Source organism: Methanococcoides seepicolus (assembly GCF_023684405.1).
Lineage (GTDB): Archaea > Halobacteriota > Methanosarcinia > Methanosarcinales > Methanosarcinaceae > Methanococcoides > Methanococcoides seepicolus.
In genome coordinates this window covers 22,861-40,510 of sequence record NZ_JAGSOI010000020.1, presented here as the reverse complement: position 1 = coordinate 40,510, position 17,650 = coordinate 22,861, and the positions used below count along the sequence as shown (strand labels likewise).

Genomic DNA, 17,650 nt, shown 5'->3' with positions numbered 1-17,650 from the left:
GTACGTATAAGCCACTCTTTGGTATATCTATAGTCAATTCTTCATAAATATCATGAGCATTCACCGATGGTACGAACGCAGAAACTGGAATTACCATCCCTGCGATCAATAAACATACGGTCAATACAGTAAGTTTTCCACTGTGAAAATCCATTGTACCACCTCTTATAATTAATACCACAAATCATTACTGAGTATTAATCGTTAATTACCAAAATTTAAATAAGTTTTGGTCTTCAGATACCGTCAAAAAGAGATTATCAAATTAAAAGGCTGAGCAGATAGAATAATCTATATCCCATTATTACAGTTATATCTACAAATATGTTGAGAGTACGGGGGTAACATTATACTCAACAATAAAGTTCCTGATTGCGAGACAAAAGGCGATGAGCATAGCATTTCTCTTGAAGAGTTTCTCAAAAGCTTCGATGCTGGTATCGAGGGATTAACAACACGTGAAGCCTTAGAAAGGCTGGAGATATGTGGAAGGAATATTTTTGAGAATATAGGGGGAGAATCAGTTCTTAAAAAGTATTTTAAGCAATTCAACAATTTTTTCTCGGTCCTGCTTATTGCAGGGGCTTTGCTTTCATATGCATCAGAGCTGCTGGACCCTGGAAAAGGCAACTTGTACATCGCCATTGCGCTTTTTGGAGTTGTCATTCTCAATGCCACGTTCACCTTTATACAGGAATATCAGGCAGAACAGATAATGGCGAGTTTTCGCCAACTTATACCCCCTGTTGCCAAGGTATTGAGGGATGGGGAAATAAAGGAAATATTGGCACCCGAACTGGTTGTCGGGGATGTCATATTCATTGAAGAAGGAGACAAGGTCCCTGCTGATGGCCGGCTCATTGAAGAAAATACTTTAAAGGTTGACAATTCGTCATTGACCGGTGAGGCTGAGCCACAGTTACGCTCCCTTGAATGTACCCACCCAAATATACTCGAATGCAGGAATATGGTCTTCTCAGGAACGCTTGTATTGACAGGTAACGGAAAAGCTGTTGTTTATGGAACCGGCCAGAATACACAGATGGGAAAGCTTGCAACCCTGACGGAACAGACAACATCAGTTGAAACACCTCTTCGCAAAGAGCTCAATAATTTCATCCGGATCATCTCAATAATTGCAATATTTCTCGGAATATCATTCTTTACTATCGGTTTTGTGACACATGACCTGTTCCTGTTGAATCTCATTTTTGCAATAGGTATCATAGTTGCCAATGTCCCCGAAGGATTGCTTCCAACTGTAACCCTTTCCCTAAGCCTGGCTTCAAAAAGAATGGCAAAAAGGAATGCACTTATCAAGCGGCTCGAATCCGTGGAAACCCTTGGATCGACCACGGTCATTTGTACGGATAAGACCGGAACACTGACCCAGAATAAGATGGCCATACATTCAATGACCCTGGGCTTTGAACAAATTGATGTGAGCAACGGGGAAGTTCCACCGGACATTCTAATGAAAGTAGCAGTACTTTGCAATAATTCAAGGCTCGTTGAAGGACCTTCGAGATATAAGGGAGACCCCACTGAAGGTGCTTTGTTGATGTACGCATCCAAGTTTACTGATATTGATCTGATGCGGGAAAATAATACTCGCTTGAAGGAATATTCTTTCGACTCCCTGAAAGAAAGAATGCAGGTAATTTACCATACTGATTCGGATGAACAGGAATCCTACCTGAAAGGCGCAACTGAAGTTGTTATTAAAATGTGCGACCATGTCCTGATGGACGGGGACGAAGTACCTATTACAGAAGATGACCGGAACGAGCTCCTTGATATGCATTTGAAGATCGCAGGAAGAGGTGAACGTGTGCTTGCTCTTGCATATCGCAGGGCTGAGGAGGAGATCGAATACGACACAGGTTTTACATTTATCGGTTTTGCCGGTGCGGTCGATCCTCACAGACCTGAGGTCAAAGATGCTATTAACAGATGTCATCGGGCCGGAATAAAGGTAGTGATGATTACAGGAGATCATCCGGTAACTGCCCTTTCCATTGCAAAGAACGTTGGTTTTAGTAGCAATGGCCATGAGCCGGTGATGATCACAGGTGCTGAGCTGGACAAATTATCAATTGATGAACTTTCAAAAAAACTGAAGGCTCCGTATATTATATTCGCACGAACATCCCCGGTTCAGAAATTGAAGATAGTACAGGCGTTTCAGTCAAGGGGAGAGATAGTGACCATGACCGGGGATGGTGTAAACGATGCTCCTGCAATAAAGAACGCAGACATGGGTGTCGCCATGGGAAGCGGTACGGATGTTGCAAGAGAATCTGCTGACATGATACTTCTTGATGATAATTTCGCCACTATCGTCAATGCAGTGGAAGAAGGAAGGACCGTCTTCGATAACATCAAGAAGTTCATTGCCTACATCCTTACAAGCAATATTCCGGAAATACTGCCATTCATTGCATTTGTCCTCCTTTCGATACCCCTGCCCATGAACGTGCAGTTGATCCTTGCCATCGACCTTGGTACAGATATACTTCCGGCACTGGCACTGGCTGTTGAGAAGGGGGAAGGGGACATAATGAAGCGTTCCCCCCGCTCAAAATATGAAAGGCTCCTGACACCACAGGTACTTTTGACATCCTATGGAATGAAAGGACCCATCGAAGCCCTGGCAGGCTTTACATGTTATTTTGCAGTACTTCTGGATGGAGGCTGGACCTGGGGACAGGCCTTGCTAAGCAATGATCTTCTCTACAGACAGGCCATTATGGCATTTTTTGCTGCAGTCATAATATGCCAGATAGCAAATTTGCTCGTATCCCGTACAAGAATTGAGTCTGCATTATCCAGGAATATGTTCACGAATAAAATGATACTGCTGGCAGTAGTGAGCGAATTAGTGATACTTTCCATGATAATGTTCCATCCATTTGCAAACAAGATATTTGGAACAGCACCGGTCTCAATGGAATATCTTGTACTTGCAATGCCTTTTGCAATATTGCTGTTCGTGCAGGATGAGATAAGGAAATATTACATCAGAAAAGGATCGTTGCTTGCAAAGACTTTCCTGAAATGGTGATCATGTCAAACTATACTGTTAATTAGTTAGTTAGTTAACCAAATAACAGTTGAGAAGTTAATTGGAGGGGAATGCTCAGATAGCTAACTCGAAACTGAACAACAATATCAGGAAGATCAAATACATCAATATCAATACCATTCCTTCTATTCTCTTGATCTCCCAGTGAGTGTGGATGAACCATAACAGAACAACACTGATCATGATCATGAACGGGATCGTGAACATGATGCTTAGTCCTGTTATTTCAAGAGGGAACACGAATGCAGAGATTCCCAGTACCAGAAGGATATTCGTTATGTTGGAACCGATGACATTCCCAATTGCAATGCTCCCATAGCCTTTGCGTGCAGCAGATATTGTCACCATTAGTTCGGGAAGGGATGTACCAACTGCAACCAGTGTGATACCGATGAAAGTGTCAGGGACCTGAAAGAGCTGTGCAAAGAATATTGCTTGCTCAACAAAGTATTTCGCACCCAACATCACTGCAATTCCACTAAAGGCAAGGATAAGGAGATCTTTGTAGAGATCACTATGTTCCTTATTATTTTCTTGTTCATCACCGGAGTTGTGGTTATTGATCCCTGTTCGTATACGCTGGTTCATGGTCTTTACATATTTGAATTTGACGAAATAAGTTATAAATTCCTTAAAGTAGAATTTACCTTCATATTTTGATGTCTCTTCGAACAAAAAGAAAATATAAGCTACATAGAGAAGGATAAGGATGGATGCTTCAGTTCTTGATAGTTGCAGATCAAATGCAAGAACTAAGAAGAGAATGAAAGCAAAAAGCATGATGTAGCCATCCCTTTGTATCATGTGTGAATGGGTCTTCACCACCGAGATGATCGCAGCACATCCAACTATAAGAGCTATGTTTGCAATATTTGAACCTACAACATTGCCTATCACGATACCACTTGAATGTGAAATTGATGCAGCCATAGAAGAAGCAAGTTCAGGTATCGAAGTTCCAATCGCAACAAGTGTCAAGCCAATAATGAACTCTGAAACTCCGAGTTTTTTTGCAATGGCGGATGCTGAACTGACAAAAACGTCCGAGCCTTTGACCAGCAGTAACAGCCCGATAAGCAGTACAACGATATTTGATAGCATCAACGGGTAGTTGAAAGTATTTCTATTTATTCTTGTGTATGATAGCCTTAAATAATCGAAATTTGATGCTATAATAGCCTATACGTATATTTATATGCAAGATTGATGTTTAATAAATAAGAAATTAAGTCATTATAAAGGAGTTTAATGCTTTGAGTGATAGTGAAACTATTAGATTGGGATTTGTAGTAGCTGAATTTAACAGAGACCTGACTTACCAGATGGAACTTATGGGAATTGAACATGCAAAGTTCCTTGGTGCAGAAGTTACAGAAACTATCCTTGTTCCTGGCGTTTATGATATGCCTCTTGCTATCAAGAAGCTTTGTTTGAAGGATGATATTGACGCTGTGATAACCATTGGGATCGTTATCGAAGGTGCCACCAAACATGATGAGATAGTCGTACAGCAGGCAGCAAGGAAGATAATAGACCTTTCACTTGAATATGACAAGCCGGTGACCCTTGGAATAGCAGGCCCGGGAATGACACGTATGGAAGCACATCAGCGTGTGGACTATGCTAAACGTGCCGTTGAAGCCGCTGTGAAACTGGTTCAGCGTCTGTGATATTAGAGTTATACTTGAATTAAAAACGAATATTTAAAGAGTGATCTGAAATGCCATCCTCCAGACTTGAACGTGTTGAAGAATCGGCAACGATTAAAATCGCCAATGCTGCAAACAAGATGAAAAGCGAAGGTATCGACATTATCAGCTTTAGCCTTGGCGAGCCTGATTTCAACACACCTGACCACATCTGTAAAGCAGCAGCAGATGCCATGTACCGCGGTGAAACCCATTACGCACCTTCCACAGGGATACCTGAACTGAGGGAAGCTATCGCAAACAAGTTGCAGACAGAGAACAAACTGGAAGTAACCTCCGATGACGTACTCGTCACACCTGGTGCAAAACAGGCTATCTTCGAGATCATGATGTCAGTTCTCGATGATAACGATGAAGCTATCCTTTCGGACCCGTCATGGGTATCCTACAGCCCCTGCATCAAATTGGCAGGTGCAAACCCCGTATGGGCACCAACCGATCCAGAGAACGGTTTCATGCCATACGGAATCGAGGAGCTCATCACGAACAAGACAAAGCTCATTGTAGTGAACTCACCATGCAATCCCACAGGTGGAGTATTTGACAAGGAAAAGCTCAAGACCATTGCAGACCTTGCCATCGACCACGACCTCCTGGTGCTGTCAGATGAGATATATGAGAAGATCATCTATGAGAAAAAGCACATCAGCATGGGTTCACTTGACGGCATGCATGAACGTACCATAACGGTCAACGGATTCTCAAAAGCATATGCAATGACAGGCTGGAGACTTGGTTACGTAACAGCAATACCTGAGATCATGAAAGGGTTCAAGAAGATACACTCACACTCCGTAAGCAGTGCGACCACTTTCGCACAATTCGGTGGTGTTGCTGCCCTTGAAGGTCCACAGGAACCTGTCAATGACATGATCAAAGAGTTCAAAGCAAGACGTGATCTCCTCATCGATGGACTGAACTCCATTGGCATCAAATGCAAAAGACCGGACGGAGCTTTCTATGCATTTGCCGATGTCAGTGAATTTGGCAACGGCGATATAGTAGCTGAAAAACTGCTTCAGGAAGCACACGTAGCCGTAACACCTGGCTCAGCATTCGGAGTCAGTGGAAAGGATTTCGTAAGAATATCCTACGCAACATCACAGGAAAGGATAAAACAGGCACTTCAGAGGATAGAGGAAACACTCCTCTGATCTCACATATTTTTTCTGCCTTTTTTCCAGACATTTTTGAGAGAACTTTCATTCCTCATTCTGTCCGTACCTTTCAAGTACCCTTTTAATAATTCTTCCACTACTACAAAGTTCACATTTCATCGCATCATCGACACGTACTACCTTTGCTTTAAAGCCCCTCTCACCCAGACTTTTTTCAAGCTCACGGGTATCGAAGAACTGGTCATGCCCCAGAACGATGATATCAGGTTCGATCTCTTTTAAAGGCTCAAAGATATCACTCTCACTTCCAAGAAGTGCCTTGTCCACGACCCCGAAAGCACTTATCATCTCAAGTCTTTGTCCTTCAGGAACAATAGGTCGTGCCTTGTGTTTTATCATGGAATCCCTTGCAACAAGGACATAAAGCTCATCCCCTAAACTACGTGCCTGTGTCAAGAAAAAAACATGTCCCGGATGCAGAAGATCAAAAGTTCCCGTAGCAAGTACTCGTGTCAAGAAATATCACCATAGTTATAGATAACTTAATTTTGCCTTAATCATTGACAATATCCTTAATAACAGTATGTGACTACTCCCACGACTAAAGTTCGTGGGCTTCTATGGTTTTTCAGCCAAGAGATTGTAGACCCAATCTCAGTATATTGATAGATGCATTGAAATCTCTATCCATTTCAAGATTACAACAATTACATTTATGTATTCGGTCTTTCAATTCCTTTTTGACAATCGTTCCACACCTTGAACACATCTGGGAAGTGTATGCAGGATTGACTAATACTACCTTTGAACTAGCACATTCTGCCTTATTCTTGATAGTGTCTATTAGCATCCTCCATGCAACATCCATTATGCTCTTTGCGAGATGGTTGTTCTGAACCATGTCTTTAATATTCAGATCTTCAAAAACAATGATGCCATAATTGTCGACAAGTGATCTGCTGAGTTTGTGTGTGAAATCCTTACGTCTATTTGAAGTTCTCTCGTATATCCTTTGAACTACTTTTAAGGATTTTAACCATCCGTCCGACCCCATCGCAAACTTTGACATTTTCCGTTGAGCTTTTGCAAGACTTTTTTCCTCTTGTTTAACCCATCTTGGATTCGGAATATATGAACCATTTGATAATGTAGCAAACTTTGAAATTCCTACATCTATCCCAATGGCGTTATCATTTTTATGTGGTTCTGGCATTAGGTCACATTCTGTCGAAAAACAGACATACCATTTACCAGTGGGATAACGTCTGATGGTTGCTGTTTTGACATTCCCAATGACAGCTCTATGAATTTTGGCTTTGATTTCACCGATTTTAGAAACCTTGATAGTTCTATCATCGATTATTTCAAATCCAGACTGAGGATACGTGAAACTGTCGTATCTTCCTTTGCCTTTGAATCGTGGATAACCAGGAGTTTCTCCACTTTTGATACGTCTGAAAAATGCCTTATATGCAAGGTCGACTCTGACCTGTACATTTTGCAACACTTGAGAATGTACCTGTTTAAGTTCCTGTTTATCTTTTTTCCATTGTGTCAATTCTTTGTTAGTTGTGTACAAAGATATTGATTCTTCATTGGTTTCCCATGATGTTTTGCGTAGTGCAACAGTTTCATTATAGACCCATCTACAAGATTCCAGAGTATCCCCTAATCTGGACATCTGGGCTTTTGAGGGATATAACCTATAACGATAGGTTTTACGCATAATATACAATATGGCATAATTGCTTAAAAAGGATTCCATAACAACTTAATTAAAGAGAAGTGGGGGGCGATTCATCCCATGTCTAAAGAACATGGGCTTTCTCTAGCCCCTACACCCCGTAATCGTAAATGAAGAATGCTCAATCGAGCTTTTCATGATGACCTTCAAGAATTTCATCCCTGAAACCACGATAGCATCTCTCCACAAGGTCAAGGGTACCTTCGATGTTCAGAATATCGAACTCAAAGATATTGGCAAATTCCTTGACGATATTATCGAACTCCTTTTCGTAATGAAGCCCGGTATTCAATTTTGCAACTTTCTTGTAGCCAATGGAATCGAACACCCATTTTGAGGTTTCAACATCATTCGGGTCTTTACCAAACCCTCCGGCAACGAGCATATCTCCCCAATTGGCTGCCCACATAGGAGTAAGGAAGAACGTACCCACACCCTTGAAACTTTTAAGATGCTCAAGATATGCATCCCTGCCACCAAGTACAGCTCCAATGCAATCATCAACGATCTCGCCATTCTCTTCCTTAAGAATACAGATCCTGCAATCCAAATCACCAAGATCTTCCTCGATCTTGCCAAGAACATTTCCACAAAGCCCGTAGAACAACAGGACACCATCAGAAAAGTCGGCCATATCCTCAACTGCCTTATATACCTCAGATTTAAGGTTTTGAGGTATAGCATGCAGAGCGAACTCAAGGATATTGATAATAAAACAGTATTTGTCCGCACAATTGCCCTTATAAGCAGAGTTCAGGGATGTTGCAGGAACAAGTTTGTAGGAAATTCCGACATCATCAAGCTTTTCCACCAGACGGGAACAATCCTTGTTCTCCACCACAATAAGCTCATCTATCAGCGGATCGTTCTCCACCAGATGGACTATCTCATCCTCGAACATCCGGCATCCAATAAGACTCATTACAGGCATCTGTTATTCCTCATACAATAGCTGGATAATGTTGATTATCGGAACTATATAAGGATGTTCATCATTTTGAAAAGGCAAAAAAAGAAAGAGGCAGCCAAATGCTGCCCAAAATTGTATATTTCAATGAACTGAGATCAGAACTTCTTACCATAACACGCATCAAGGTGTTCCTTTGATGGCGGTTTTGTCAAAAGACTGACACTCACTGCAGCTACCATTGCAAGAGGAACGGCAATAAGAATTGGGTCAACGACTGTCCAGGTACCTGTAAGTAAAGTATCGGTTCCAAAAAAAGCCTTGCAGATGCCAAGGGGTGCTGCTTCCTTTACATGCACGAATGCCAGCCAGAACAGGCTGCTGAAAGTGCCTATGATCAAACTCGCGATTGCGCCTTCTTTTGTCATTCTCTTCCAGAACAATGCACCAATATACATCGGAAGGAAAGCTGCTGCACAAAGTCCGAAGAAGATAGCTGTTGCCCTTCCAATTATGCTGACAGGTAGAATGTATGCAAGTATGACACTGAATATAATGGTCACAATGATACCTAATTTGGTAACAGTAACAGTATTACCTGCATTCCCTTTCATGAGGAACTCACGGTAAAAATCATGTCCTATAGCTGTTCCCATTGTGTGAAATTGTGAGCTTAATGTGGACATTGCCGCTGCAAGTAAAGTTATCATGAAAAAGATAATGAACAATTCAGGCATTGCACTGTTAATGTATTCAGGCATGATAAGATCGAGATTTCCTTTTGCGACATCGATAGAGATCATTTCCACCGTATTGAAGAAATGGACGTTTGAAAGACCACCTACAATGTATGCTACGCCTGCCATCATAAGAATGAACGGACCGCCTGCGAAAACTGCTCTATTAAGAGATTTCTTACTATCGACTGTCATGAACCTGACAGCAAGTTGTGGCTGTGCCAATACACCAATGCCAACACCAAGAATGATGGTTGAAACCATTGTCCACCAGATTGGAGAACCAAATGCAGGCATTGCAGTCCAGCCCTGATGACCACCTGCTGCAAGAGATTCAGGAACCATTGGAGCAAGGTTCGTAAGTGCCTGATGAGCTTCTACGACACCTCCGAGCTTAGCATAGGTCAGTACCAGAAGAATTGCCATTCCAACAAGCATCAAAGTTCCCTGAAGTGCATCTGTGTACATGACAGCAAGCAGGCCACCTGTAATAACATAAGCTGCTACGATGACTATCAGGATAAGTACTGCAATATTGTAATCTATTGAAAGTGCGGTTTCCATGAACCTTGCACCACCAATAAGGACGATACCTGCATAGAGAGGCATAAAAAGGGCAATGAGAGCACCGGAATAACCTTGAATGAAACGAGACTGGAAACGCCTTCCGAGAAGTTCAGGGAAAGTTACAGCACCAAGGTTCAAACCTATCCTTCTGGTCCTTGCACCAAATACCACGAACGCTATAAAGATACCCACAAAGATATTCATGAACACAAGCCAGAGAGTTCCAAGACCAAGTGTTCCCGTCACTCCTCCAAAACCGATGATAGCCGCTGTACTGATGAAAGCAGCACCATAAGAAAGAGCAAGGATATAAGGATTTACTTTCCGTCCGGCAAGCATGTAGTCATCTACATCCTTCGTCCTTTTGTAAGCCAACCAGCCACAATAGAAGACTGCGAGAAGATATACAAGAATGAAGATACCGAGAGTTGAAGTATTTACCGCCATTTATCACCACTCCTCACTTTCTTCTTCGTTCCACTTTAAAAGACCATACACCATACAACCCAATGCACTAACAATGCACAGTATGTATGCCAACCAGATTTGAGGATCATCAATTCCTAACATAATTATCACTTGCCATTTTTTGCCTGATATATGCTACCACATAACACACACTGATGTTGATATCTGTTAACAAGTACCATACATTAATGTTTCGAAGTTGTTTTTGTAAAATGATACAATTTATTGAATGAAAAAGGACATCAATGGAACTAAAAGTACATAGATGTTTTAGAAGGAACAGCTCTGTATTGTAGTCATATCTAATAGGAAATGGAGAAAGATCATCCTGTAGAAAACTAATATTTTAATCATGACAATATTTCTTTGTTAAAAGTACAAGTTATGCAAGCTTCATACTTTCGTCATATAAGGATTTCTACAGAGCCACAGATCAAACCAAATTTTAAGCTATATTTTTGAGTATGATAGCAAAATTCAGTAGTTCGCTAATCCCATTTTAAACTCATATCAGCGACATTATACGATATATATATATGTTGTAAAATACTCTTGAGTATATTTCAAATCCATGATAGAAAACAACATCTGTTTACGTACTGCACTTTAATGTCCAGCGTGGACCCCCAATGCAGACAAACAAGTAAACTGTTGCAACTATAAAATTACTTTTAATATTTATTTTTTAATAGGACAGGTGTTATAATATGAAAGAGCTTAAAAAGATAGTTTTTATTTTGTCCATTGCTGTTCTGTTGTTGGCAGCTGCCGGCTGTGTACAGCCAGACGATACAAACGTTAATGAGCAGGAAGAACAACTAATTGAAGAAGAGCAGACTACCTTCTTATCCCAGAAAGAATACACCGTGTCCCAAGTCAATGCTGCTATTGACCTGATAGATGAAAAAGGAGAGCTTGCATTTCCTGAATTCAGAGAAAAGGACAGTCAATGGTACCATGATGATTCCTACATAACCATCTGGAAGACTGAAGGAATACGTGTTGTCTTCCCCCCTAAAGTAAGTGGTGAGGGCGGAGATGTGAACGATCTTGAAGATTATAACGGCGAACCATTAGGCAGAATGCTTATAGACACTGCTTTATGTGAAGAGGGCGAGGGCTGGGTAAATTACTACTGGCCAAAGCCAGGTGAAACTACTCCTTCTAAGAAGTCCACTTTCGTTAAGAGAACTTCTATCGATAATCAGACATACCTTGTGCATTCCGGCTTTTACGTTAATGACTACATCTACACCAATGATGTTGAAGATCTTGAACACTTCAGCCGCTTTGGAGACGTATTTATTGGTAATTTATTCCACCCGGCAAAAGCTGATAGAGAGCTGGATGTTAATTACAGCATTGCACACGTAATAATCAAGCCCGACAAGTCCATTGAACCTCACATGATGAAGAACCCGGAGGTATATTATGTTCTTGAAGGTGAAGGTTTGCTCTACATAGAGGATGTACCATTTGAGCTTAGCAAAGGAAAGCTTGTTCACATACCTGCGAATTCAAAGCAGCATACGGAGAACACCGGGATTTTTGACCTTGAGTTCTTTGCCATAAACCAGCCTTCCTGGGCAGAAGAGAACGAGGAAATGGTGGAGTGATCCTTTGATCCACCATTTTTAAGAGTTTGATCTTAGCTTATCTTGCAGCATAGAATCTTATATTTGATATGAGATCGCTCACATCTTTTATTTCATTTTTTTATCGAATTAATGATATGATGCCACTGTTGTAAGCATGTCAAATTCAACTGTTTTCTTAGAACAATAAAAATATTCAAAACCAAATGGGAGAGGGATGAAAACCACATGGTAAATATCCCTTTGTAATTAAATGTGAGATAAATCAATTCCCCAAAACTTCCTCAAGAGCATTCGAATAGCTCCTGAAAGCCTCCTCATTAAAACAAACAACCAGTACCTTCTCAATGGTCCCATTTTTCTCAAGAAAACCAGCTATCTCACGCATGGCTATCTTCGCCGCCTTCTCCACAGGAAAACCATATGCACCCGTACTTATCGAGGGAAAAGCGATCGTCCTGACACCGTTCTTTACAGCGACCTTCAGAGAGTTACGGTAACATTTGGACAACATGCTATCCTCACCCGAAAAGCCTCCTTTCCATATTGGACCTGCCGTGTGGATGACATATTTTGCAGGAAGACGATAGCCTGAGGTTATTTTAGCCTCACCTGTCAGACATCCATCGAGAAATCTGCATTCCTCAAGAAGTTGTGGTCCTGCAGCCTTATGTATAGCACCATCAACACCTCCGCCACCAAGAAGAGAATTGTTGGCAGCATTTACGATTGCATCAACGTTCAGTTTTACAATATCATCTTTAGTGACCACTATTCTTTCCGAAAGCATGTATCATTGTTGGAATTCATAGGAACTTATAGTTATCCTTGAACTCATGCGAACATGAACAAGACCATAGCACAGCAAAATATAAGGACACCTGCACCTGCAAGAGGAAGCGTGAACCTGCGTACAACGGTTGGTATGCTGTCACCTGTGGAACGCTGTATCAGCCAGAAATATGGGTCACTGACATAGGAAACTATCAAAGTGCCGGCACTTATCATAAGGATAAGTGGAACTGTCGGAACGGATGTGACAATATCAGTTCCTGCAACGATGGTGGACGTTATGACCGCTGTAACTATACGTGAACCCTGTGCCGTTTGGATCAGGACCGCCAGAACGAAGGGAACTACAACAACAGGGAATACGCCATTGATAATAGTAAAAACATCATCCGGAAAACTGCTGGCAGCTATCACAAAACCAAGTGCACCTGCACCGCACAGATCAAAGAGAATTATCCCTGCATTCTTCGTTCCTTTCTCAAGGGCGATCTTGCGAGGCTTTTCGTCAACAAGCATCAGGGAAACGAACACGGATATCACAAGGGCGATATTGACGTTGCTGATAATTGAAAGCGGGGAGAACAGATAACCAATAGATATCAAGATTATCGGCAATGCAATAGGCAACCAGACCTTCCATCGTGGCAATGAGAGCATAGCAGGTTCGACCAAACCCGAAAGCTCCGGAAGAGGATGTTGATAGCCTCCAGAAAGCCTTTTTGCGACCACATAACCTACACCCAGAAGGAACAGTGAAAGGGGGACAGTGATGAAATTGATACTGAAAGTATCCGAATTGGAAACTCCGAATGCCGTGGTCATGCTGTAAATGACCGGCAACGGCAATATAAGCACGAAGGAAAGCACGCTTCCAAATGCTGCCATATAGAAAAGTCTCCCGCCTGAAGACTGTTCCTTTTCCATCTGTTCAATAAGAGGAAGCATCACAACATAGGTAGTAAGACAGCACATCAAAGGAATGGAAAGAAGATAACCGACAACTCCGGCTGCCATGTCAGGAGCCTTGATGGTGCGTTTTACATCTTCGACTATCTTTTCTATGAAATGACCATGCCTTAATAACTGTGCAATGACCGCACCACAATAGATGGGGATACCCAGAAGTGAAAAGATACGTCCTGCTCCACCTGTCACATACTGTATGAGCCAGTCCATTCCGCTGAAAGTCCCAAAAAGGAAAGCTGCTGCTATCAGGGTCAAGAAAGGAGTGACATGATACCGAATGGTAAGGACACTGATGAAGATGATCGTGAGAACAAATAAAAGCAAGGATTCCATACGAGATTTGATGTATCAGGACATATATGATAGCATCGGAGCAATAATATGGATGAAGACCTGCTTGCCGTTAGTTATTGTATAGACTGTGGAAAATGTTATGATGTCTGTCATATCGCAAAGGTCACGGACAACAAATATACACCCCGATCGAAGATAATGCTTTTACAGAAACTTATCGATGGTGATGAGCTTGATCAGGACGAGGTGGACGATGTTTATCTTTCCACCAGATGTGGTGCCTGTGACGATGTATGCCCCATGAACATTCCGATCACCGATATCATTCAGAGGGAAAGGACGATACTGGCAGAACAGGGAAAGGAACCTGCAAGAACATCACAGATATGCAAGAACATCATCGAAGCCGGAAGCCCCGGAAGAAAGGATGCCACACTGAGGAACTCCTGGATAAACGATGAGATCGAGCTTTCCGAAACATCCGATGTTGCTTACATGACCGGTTGTTGGATAGCATTTGCACATCAGGATATCGCCCGCTCCACCATCAAGCTGCTCAACAAGGCAGGTATCACCCCAAGAGCTATACCCGAAGAGAAATGCTGCGGTCTTTTCCTCATTGACAACGGTCATATGGAAGAAGCAAAGGAATACGCCAAAGAGTATGTCGAATATCTTGAATCCCTCGGGATTAAAAAGATAATAGCTTCCTGTCCTGGCTGCTATATTGTCTTGAAGGAAGAATATGCCAGGCTTTTCAGGGAACCTAAATTCGAAGTGGTCTATTCTCTTGAATTGTTCAGAGACCTGATACAGGAAGGCAAGCTCGTTCCCAAGGCATTGGACAGAAAAGTAGCTATACGAGATGCCTGTGCCATTCTGGAGATGTCAGACATTCCAAGAGAGATACTAAGGTCCATGCAAGTCGAGGTCAAGGAGATGTTTGGCGGTAAACACGGATGCTGCGGAGGACCTGCAGGTGTGAAACCGAACTTCCCGGAAATCTCATCAAAGGTCGGCATGATAACGATAGAAAAAACAAAGGATTATCCTGACGGTGTTGTCTCTTACTGTCCGTTCTGCTATCATCATCTTGAGGATGTATGCCGACAAGAAGGAAAAGAGTTCAGGATAAAGGATATTACTGGACTGCTTTTGGAGAGCGTTCTTTAAGAACACATCTCCCCCATGTAGAACAAATAATTAAATGATCGAATGATCACTCGACCAAATGCTCGATCTCGATTATTTTCAGCAGGTTGGTGCCGCCAGAATAGCCTTGTGTCAGAACGATCGTGTCACCGGACTTGCCTATCCCTCTGGACAGGAGGGCACCAAGCACTTTCTTTTCAAGATCGTCACTGCCATCGTATACAGAAAGCGGATAGACACCGTAGGAATATGCCAATTGTTCACATGTAAGGTCAAGATGGCTCATGGCGATTATCCAGTTCTCCGGCTTAAAGCGTGAGATACGCCTTGGAGTGGCCCCGGAGTAAGTGGGTGTAACTACGAATTCGATGGATAATTTACGAATTGCATCATAGACCTGCAATGAAATGACATCACTTATACCCATCTCAGTCTCACCAATGGCATCCCTGATGTTGCCCATTCCACTACCTGTACTATCACGCCATGCTTCAGTCTTTTTTGCAATCCTGACCATCGTATGAACGGCCTCCAACGGATACTTACCAACTGCGGTTTCTCCAGAAAGCATGATAGCATCGGTGCCATCAAGAATAGCATTTGCAACATCCGTAGCTTCGGCACGTGTTGGTCGCACGTTATCGGTCATGGATTCGAGCATATGAGTAGCGGTTATCACCGGAATTCCACGTAGATTGGCCTTATGTATCAGTTCTTTCTGTACGATGGGAACTTCCTCTATTGGAATTTCCACACCGAGATCACCACGTGCTATCATCAAAGCATCGGTAGCGTCCATGATGTCATCGATATTTTCGACCGAGGGACCTCTTTCTATCTTCGCCACAAGGAATACTGACCTTCCTTTTTTAGCAGCATGGTCCCTTATCTTCTGTATGTCGGAACCCTGCTCGATGAACGAGACACTGAAGCAGTTCACTCCCTCTTCCAATGCAAAATCCAGGATCTCAAGGTCCTTTTCAGTGACAGGATCAAGCAAAAGATCGATCCCGGGAAGATTCACACCCTTGTGGGATGAGAGCTGACCACCTACGATCACTTCACATTCAGCCTCATTGCTACAAATGCCACTGCACCTCATCTGAATGAAACCATCATTGAAATAAACATTCGACTTTTTGGCGATACAGTAAGGAAGCTTATCAAAGTCCACCGGAATAAGGTCCTTTGACCCTACGATCCTTTCAGTGGTCAGTTTCACCTTATCCCCCTTCTGTAAATTTATAGGGGAATCTTTGATCTCGCCTACACGTATCTTTGGTCCCGGAAGGTCTGCCATCACCGAAACAACAACGTTGAGCTCATCACACAGCTTTTTTATCAGCCGGATAACTTTACTATGGTCCTCGAAACTGCCATGCGAGAAGTTGATCCTCGCTACGTTCATTCCTGCAAAGATAAGCTCACGCAGCATTTCTTCCGAAGAAGAAGCAGGTCCTATAGTACATACGATCTTGGTCTTGTGGTCCGGCAGATTCATTTATCTCACTGCTCAATTATTGACTGGCTGACTTAAAACATTACCTTTTTTTGACCAGAGACTACAAAAAAAGAAGGGAAAAACAAATACAATTATTTCAACTCTTCAGTATCAGCAGAATAGACAATTGAATCGCGGGCGTAAATACCCCGCTTTTGTGAAGGATTTGCATCGAAAAGCTCTTTCATCTCATCAGAATGCCCTATAAATCTCTCATTAAGCATATTGATATAAGTGGTCAGTTCAACGATCTGTTCATCCAGATCAGCTATCCTATTATCCTTCTCATCCAGCTGGCGCTTAAGCTCATCTATCTGCCTCTGGATCTGCTTGAACGGGTCATTTTCCATATAGTATACCTCTTAAGAAATTATGAACGATAGATATCATGATCGTAGTGTGATTTAATGGCTACTGAACTGATAAAGGTTATTGTGTGAACTAACCAACTTGCATTTAAGATACCTTTCACAATTGGAATAGATGCATTTCTTTAAGCACCACATGAATTTTAAACAGAAGCCACAATAAGCCTAATAGGACTAGGATCTTTGCTACATCAATGTTTAAATCTACCACCCCGATCAAATGATTGGTCTTTTGGCTTAAATGAATACTGTTCGTTTGAGATAGGTGCATTTGAGATATTGGTAACTGCAACATCAAAAACCAGTAAATATTTCAACTTCCTTTAGATATACTAAATGGGGGCTATCAATGAAAGACAAAAAAGACAAAAAGGAAGAAGATATCGAATTACCTTCATTGGATGATGAGATCGAAAGCTGGTGCGAGATATCCACTGAAAATTCCGATAGCAAGAGTGCTGATGACCTTGTGATCGATGAATGGTGCAAGGGTTCAGAAGGCGAAACTGATACAAAAAAAGCAACTGAAAAGAAAGATACAGAATAAAGCCTGTTGACCTTATTTTACTGCACTTATACAGAGATTCAGGTTCCTATTCCTATTTGTAGACTTATATTCCAATCCCATTCTTATTTTGGCAGATTTA

At 42.0% G+C, this 17,650-nt stretch carries 16 protein-coding genes; 6 read left to right on the top strand and 10 right to left on the bottom strand.

Going from position 1 to position 17,650, the window contains the following annotated elements:
* Window positions 1–400: 400 nt before the first annotated feature.
* On the top strand, window positions 401–3,064 hold the full coding sequence (locus KDK67_RS06610) for a cation-translocating P-type ATPase (RefSeq protein ID WP_250868021.1): 2,664 nt from the start codon (window positions 401–403) through the stop codon (window positions 3,062–3,064).
* Window positions 3,065–3,139: 75 nt separating this feature from the next.
* Here KDK67_RS06610 and KDK67_RS06605 read toward each other — a convergent pair whose 3' ends face one another.
* On the bottom strand, window positions 3,140–4,186 hold the full coding sequence (locus tag KDK67_RS06605) for a calcium/sodium antiporter (protein ID WP_250868019.1): 1,047 nt from the start codon (window positions 4,184–4,186) through the stop codon (window positions 3,140–3,142).
* A 152-nt stretch (window positions 4,187–4,338) separates the two neighbouring features.
* On the opposite strand from KDK67_RS06605, the gene ribH reads away from it, so the two are divergent.
* Together ribH and KDK67_RS06595 are read left to right on the top strand one after the other, a co-directional pair.
* Complete coding sequence (gene ribH, locus KDK67_RS06600; RefSeq protein WP_270096836.1) at window positions 4,339–4,755, top strand: 6,7-dimethyl-8-ribityllumazine synthase; 417 nt, start codon at window positions 4,339–4,341, stop codon at window positions 4,753–4,755.
* Between the two features lie 50 nt (window positions 4,756–4,805).
* Window positions 4,806–5,948 carry a pyridoxal phosphate-dependent aminotransferase gene (locus KDK67_RS06595; RefSeq protein ID WP_250868018.1) on the top strand — a complete coding sequence of 381 codons (1,143 nt, stop codon included), beginning with the start codon at window positions 4,806–4,808 and terminating at the stop codon, window positions 5,946–5,948.
* A gap of 48 nt (window positions 5,949–5,996) precedes the next feature.
* Here KDK67_RS06595 and KDK67_RS06590 read toward each other — a convergent pair whose 3' ends face one another.
* The 5 genes from KDK67_RS06590 to KDK67_RS14450 form a co-directional block, all read right to left on the bottom strand.
* Entirely contained in the window at window positions 5,997–6,428 is a 432-nt protein-coding gene (locus KDK67_RS06590; RefSeq protein WP_250868017.1) for an FAD synthase family protein, read from the bottom strand.
* Window positions 6,429–6,540: 112 nt separating this feature from the next.
* Window positions 6,541–7,638 carry an RNA-guided endonuclease InsQ/TnpB family protein gene (locus tag KDK67_RS06585; RefSeq protein ID WP_250868016.1) on the bottom strand — a complete coding sequence of 366 codons (1,098 nt, stop codon included), beginning with the start codon at window positions 7,636–7,638 and terminating at the stop codon, window positions 6,541–6,543.
* A gap of 139 nt (window positions 7,639–7,777) precedes the next feature.
* The gene (locus tag KDK67_RS06580; RefSeq protein ID WP_250868015.1) at window positions 7,778–8,587 is read right to left on the bottom strand and encodes a DUF1638 domain-containing protein; all 810 of its coding nucleotides are present in this window, start codon (window positions 8,585–8,587) and stop codon (window positions 7,778–7,780) included.
* Between the two features lie 134 nt (window positions 8,588–8,721).
* Entirely contained in the window at window positions 8,722–10,314 is a 1,593-nt protein-coding gene (locus tag KDK67_RS06575; protein ID WP_250868014.1) for a sodium:solute symporter family protein, read from the bottom strand.
* Window positions 10,315–10,317: 3 nt separating this feature from the next.
* Window positions 10,318–10,437: a symporter small accessory protein gene (locus KDK67_RS14450; RefSeq protein ID WP_332244238.1), complete on the bottom strand. Its 120-nt coding sequence runs from the start codon at window positions 10,435–10,437 to the stop codon at window positions 10,318–10,320.
* 605 nt (window positions 10,438–11,042) lie between these two features.
* Between KDK67_RS14450 and KDK67_RS06570 the strand changes: the two genes are divergently transcribed.
* Window positions 11,043–11,951 carry a cache domain-containing protein gene (locus tag KDK67_RS06570; protein WP_250868013.1) on the top strand — a complete coding sequence of 303 codons (909 nt, stop codon included), beginning with the start codon at window positions 11,043–11,045 and terminating at the stop codon, window positions 11,949–11,951.
* Between the two features lie 244 nt (window positions 11,952–12,195).
* Here KDK67_RS06570 and KDK67_RS06565 read toward each other — a convergent pair whose 3' ends face one another.
* Together KDK67_RS06565 and KDK67_RS06560 are read right to left on the bottom strand one after the other, a co-directional pair.
* On the bottom strand, window positions 12,196–12,720 hold the full coding sequence (locus tag KDK67_RS06565) for an O-acetyl-ADP-ribose deacetylase (RefSeq protein ID WP_250868012.1): 525 nt from the start codon (window positions 12,718–12,720) through the stop codon (window positions 12,196–12,198).
* A gap of 44 nt (window positions 12,721–12,764) precedes the next feature.
* Window positions 12,765–14,021, bottom strand: coding sequence for a GntP family permease (locus tag KDK67_RS06560; RefSeq protein ID WP_250868011.1), 1,257 nt, complete (start codon window positions 14,019–14,021; stop codon window positions 12,765–12,767).
* A gap of 48 nt (window positions 14,022–14,069) precedes the next feature.
* Here KDK67_RS06560 and KDK67_RS06555 point away from each other — a divergent pair, with 48 nt between their 5' ends.
* Window positions 14,070–15,155 (top strand): (Fe-S)-binding protein, encoded by a 1,086-nt coding sequence (locus KDK67_RS06555; RefSeq protein WP_250868010.1) that lies wholly within the window; start codon window positions 14,070–14,072, stop codon window positions 15,153–15,155.
* 46 nt (window positions 15,156–15,201) lie between these two features.
* Here KDK67_RS06555 and pyk read toward each other — a convergent pair whose 3' ends face one another.
* Together pyk and KDK67_RS06545 are read right to left on the bottom strand one after the other, a co-directional pair.
* The gene (pyk, locus tag KDK67_RS06550) at window positions 15,202–16,635 is read right to left on the bottom strand and encodes a pyruvate kinase (RefSeq protein WP_250868009.1); all 1,434 of its coding nucleotides are present in this window, start codon (window positions 16,633–16,635) and stop codon (window positions 15,202–15,204) included.
* Window positions 16,636–16,727: 92 nt separating this feature from the next.
* On the bottom strand, window positions 16,728–16,985 hold the full coding sequence (locus KDK67_RS06545; RefSeq protein ID WP_250868008.1) for a hypothetical protein: 258 nt from the start codon (window positions 16,983–16,985) through the stop codon (window positions 16,728–16,730).
* Window positions 16,986–17,352: 367 nt separating this feature from the next.
* Here KDK67_RS06545 and KDK67_RS06540 point away from each other — a divergent pair, with 367 nt between their 5' ends.
* Window positions 17,353–17,550 carry a hypothetical protein gene (locus KDK67_RS06540; protein WP_250868007.1) on the top strand — a complete coding sequence of 66 codons (198 nt, stop codon included), beginning with the start codon at window positions 17,353–17,355 and terminating at the stop codon, window positions 17,548–17,550.
* Window positions 17,551–17,650: the final 100 nt, after the last annotated feature.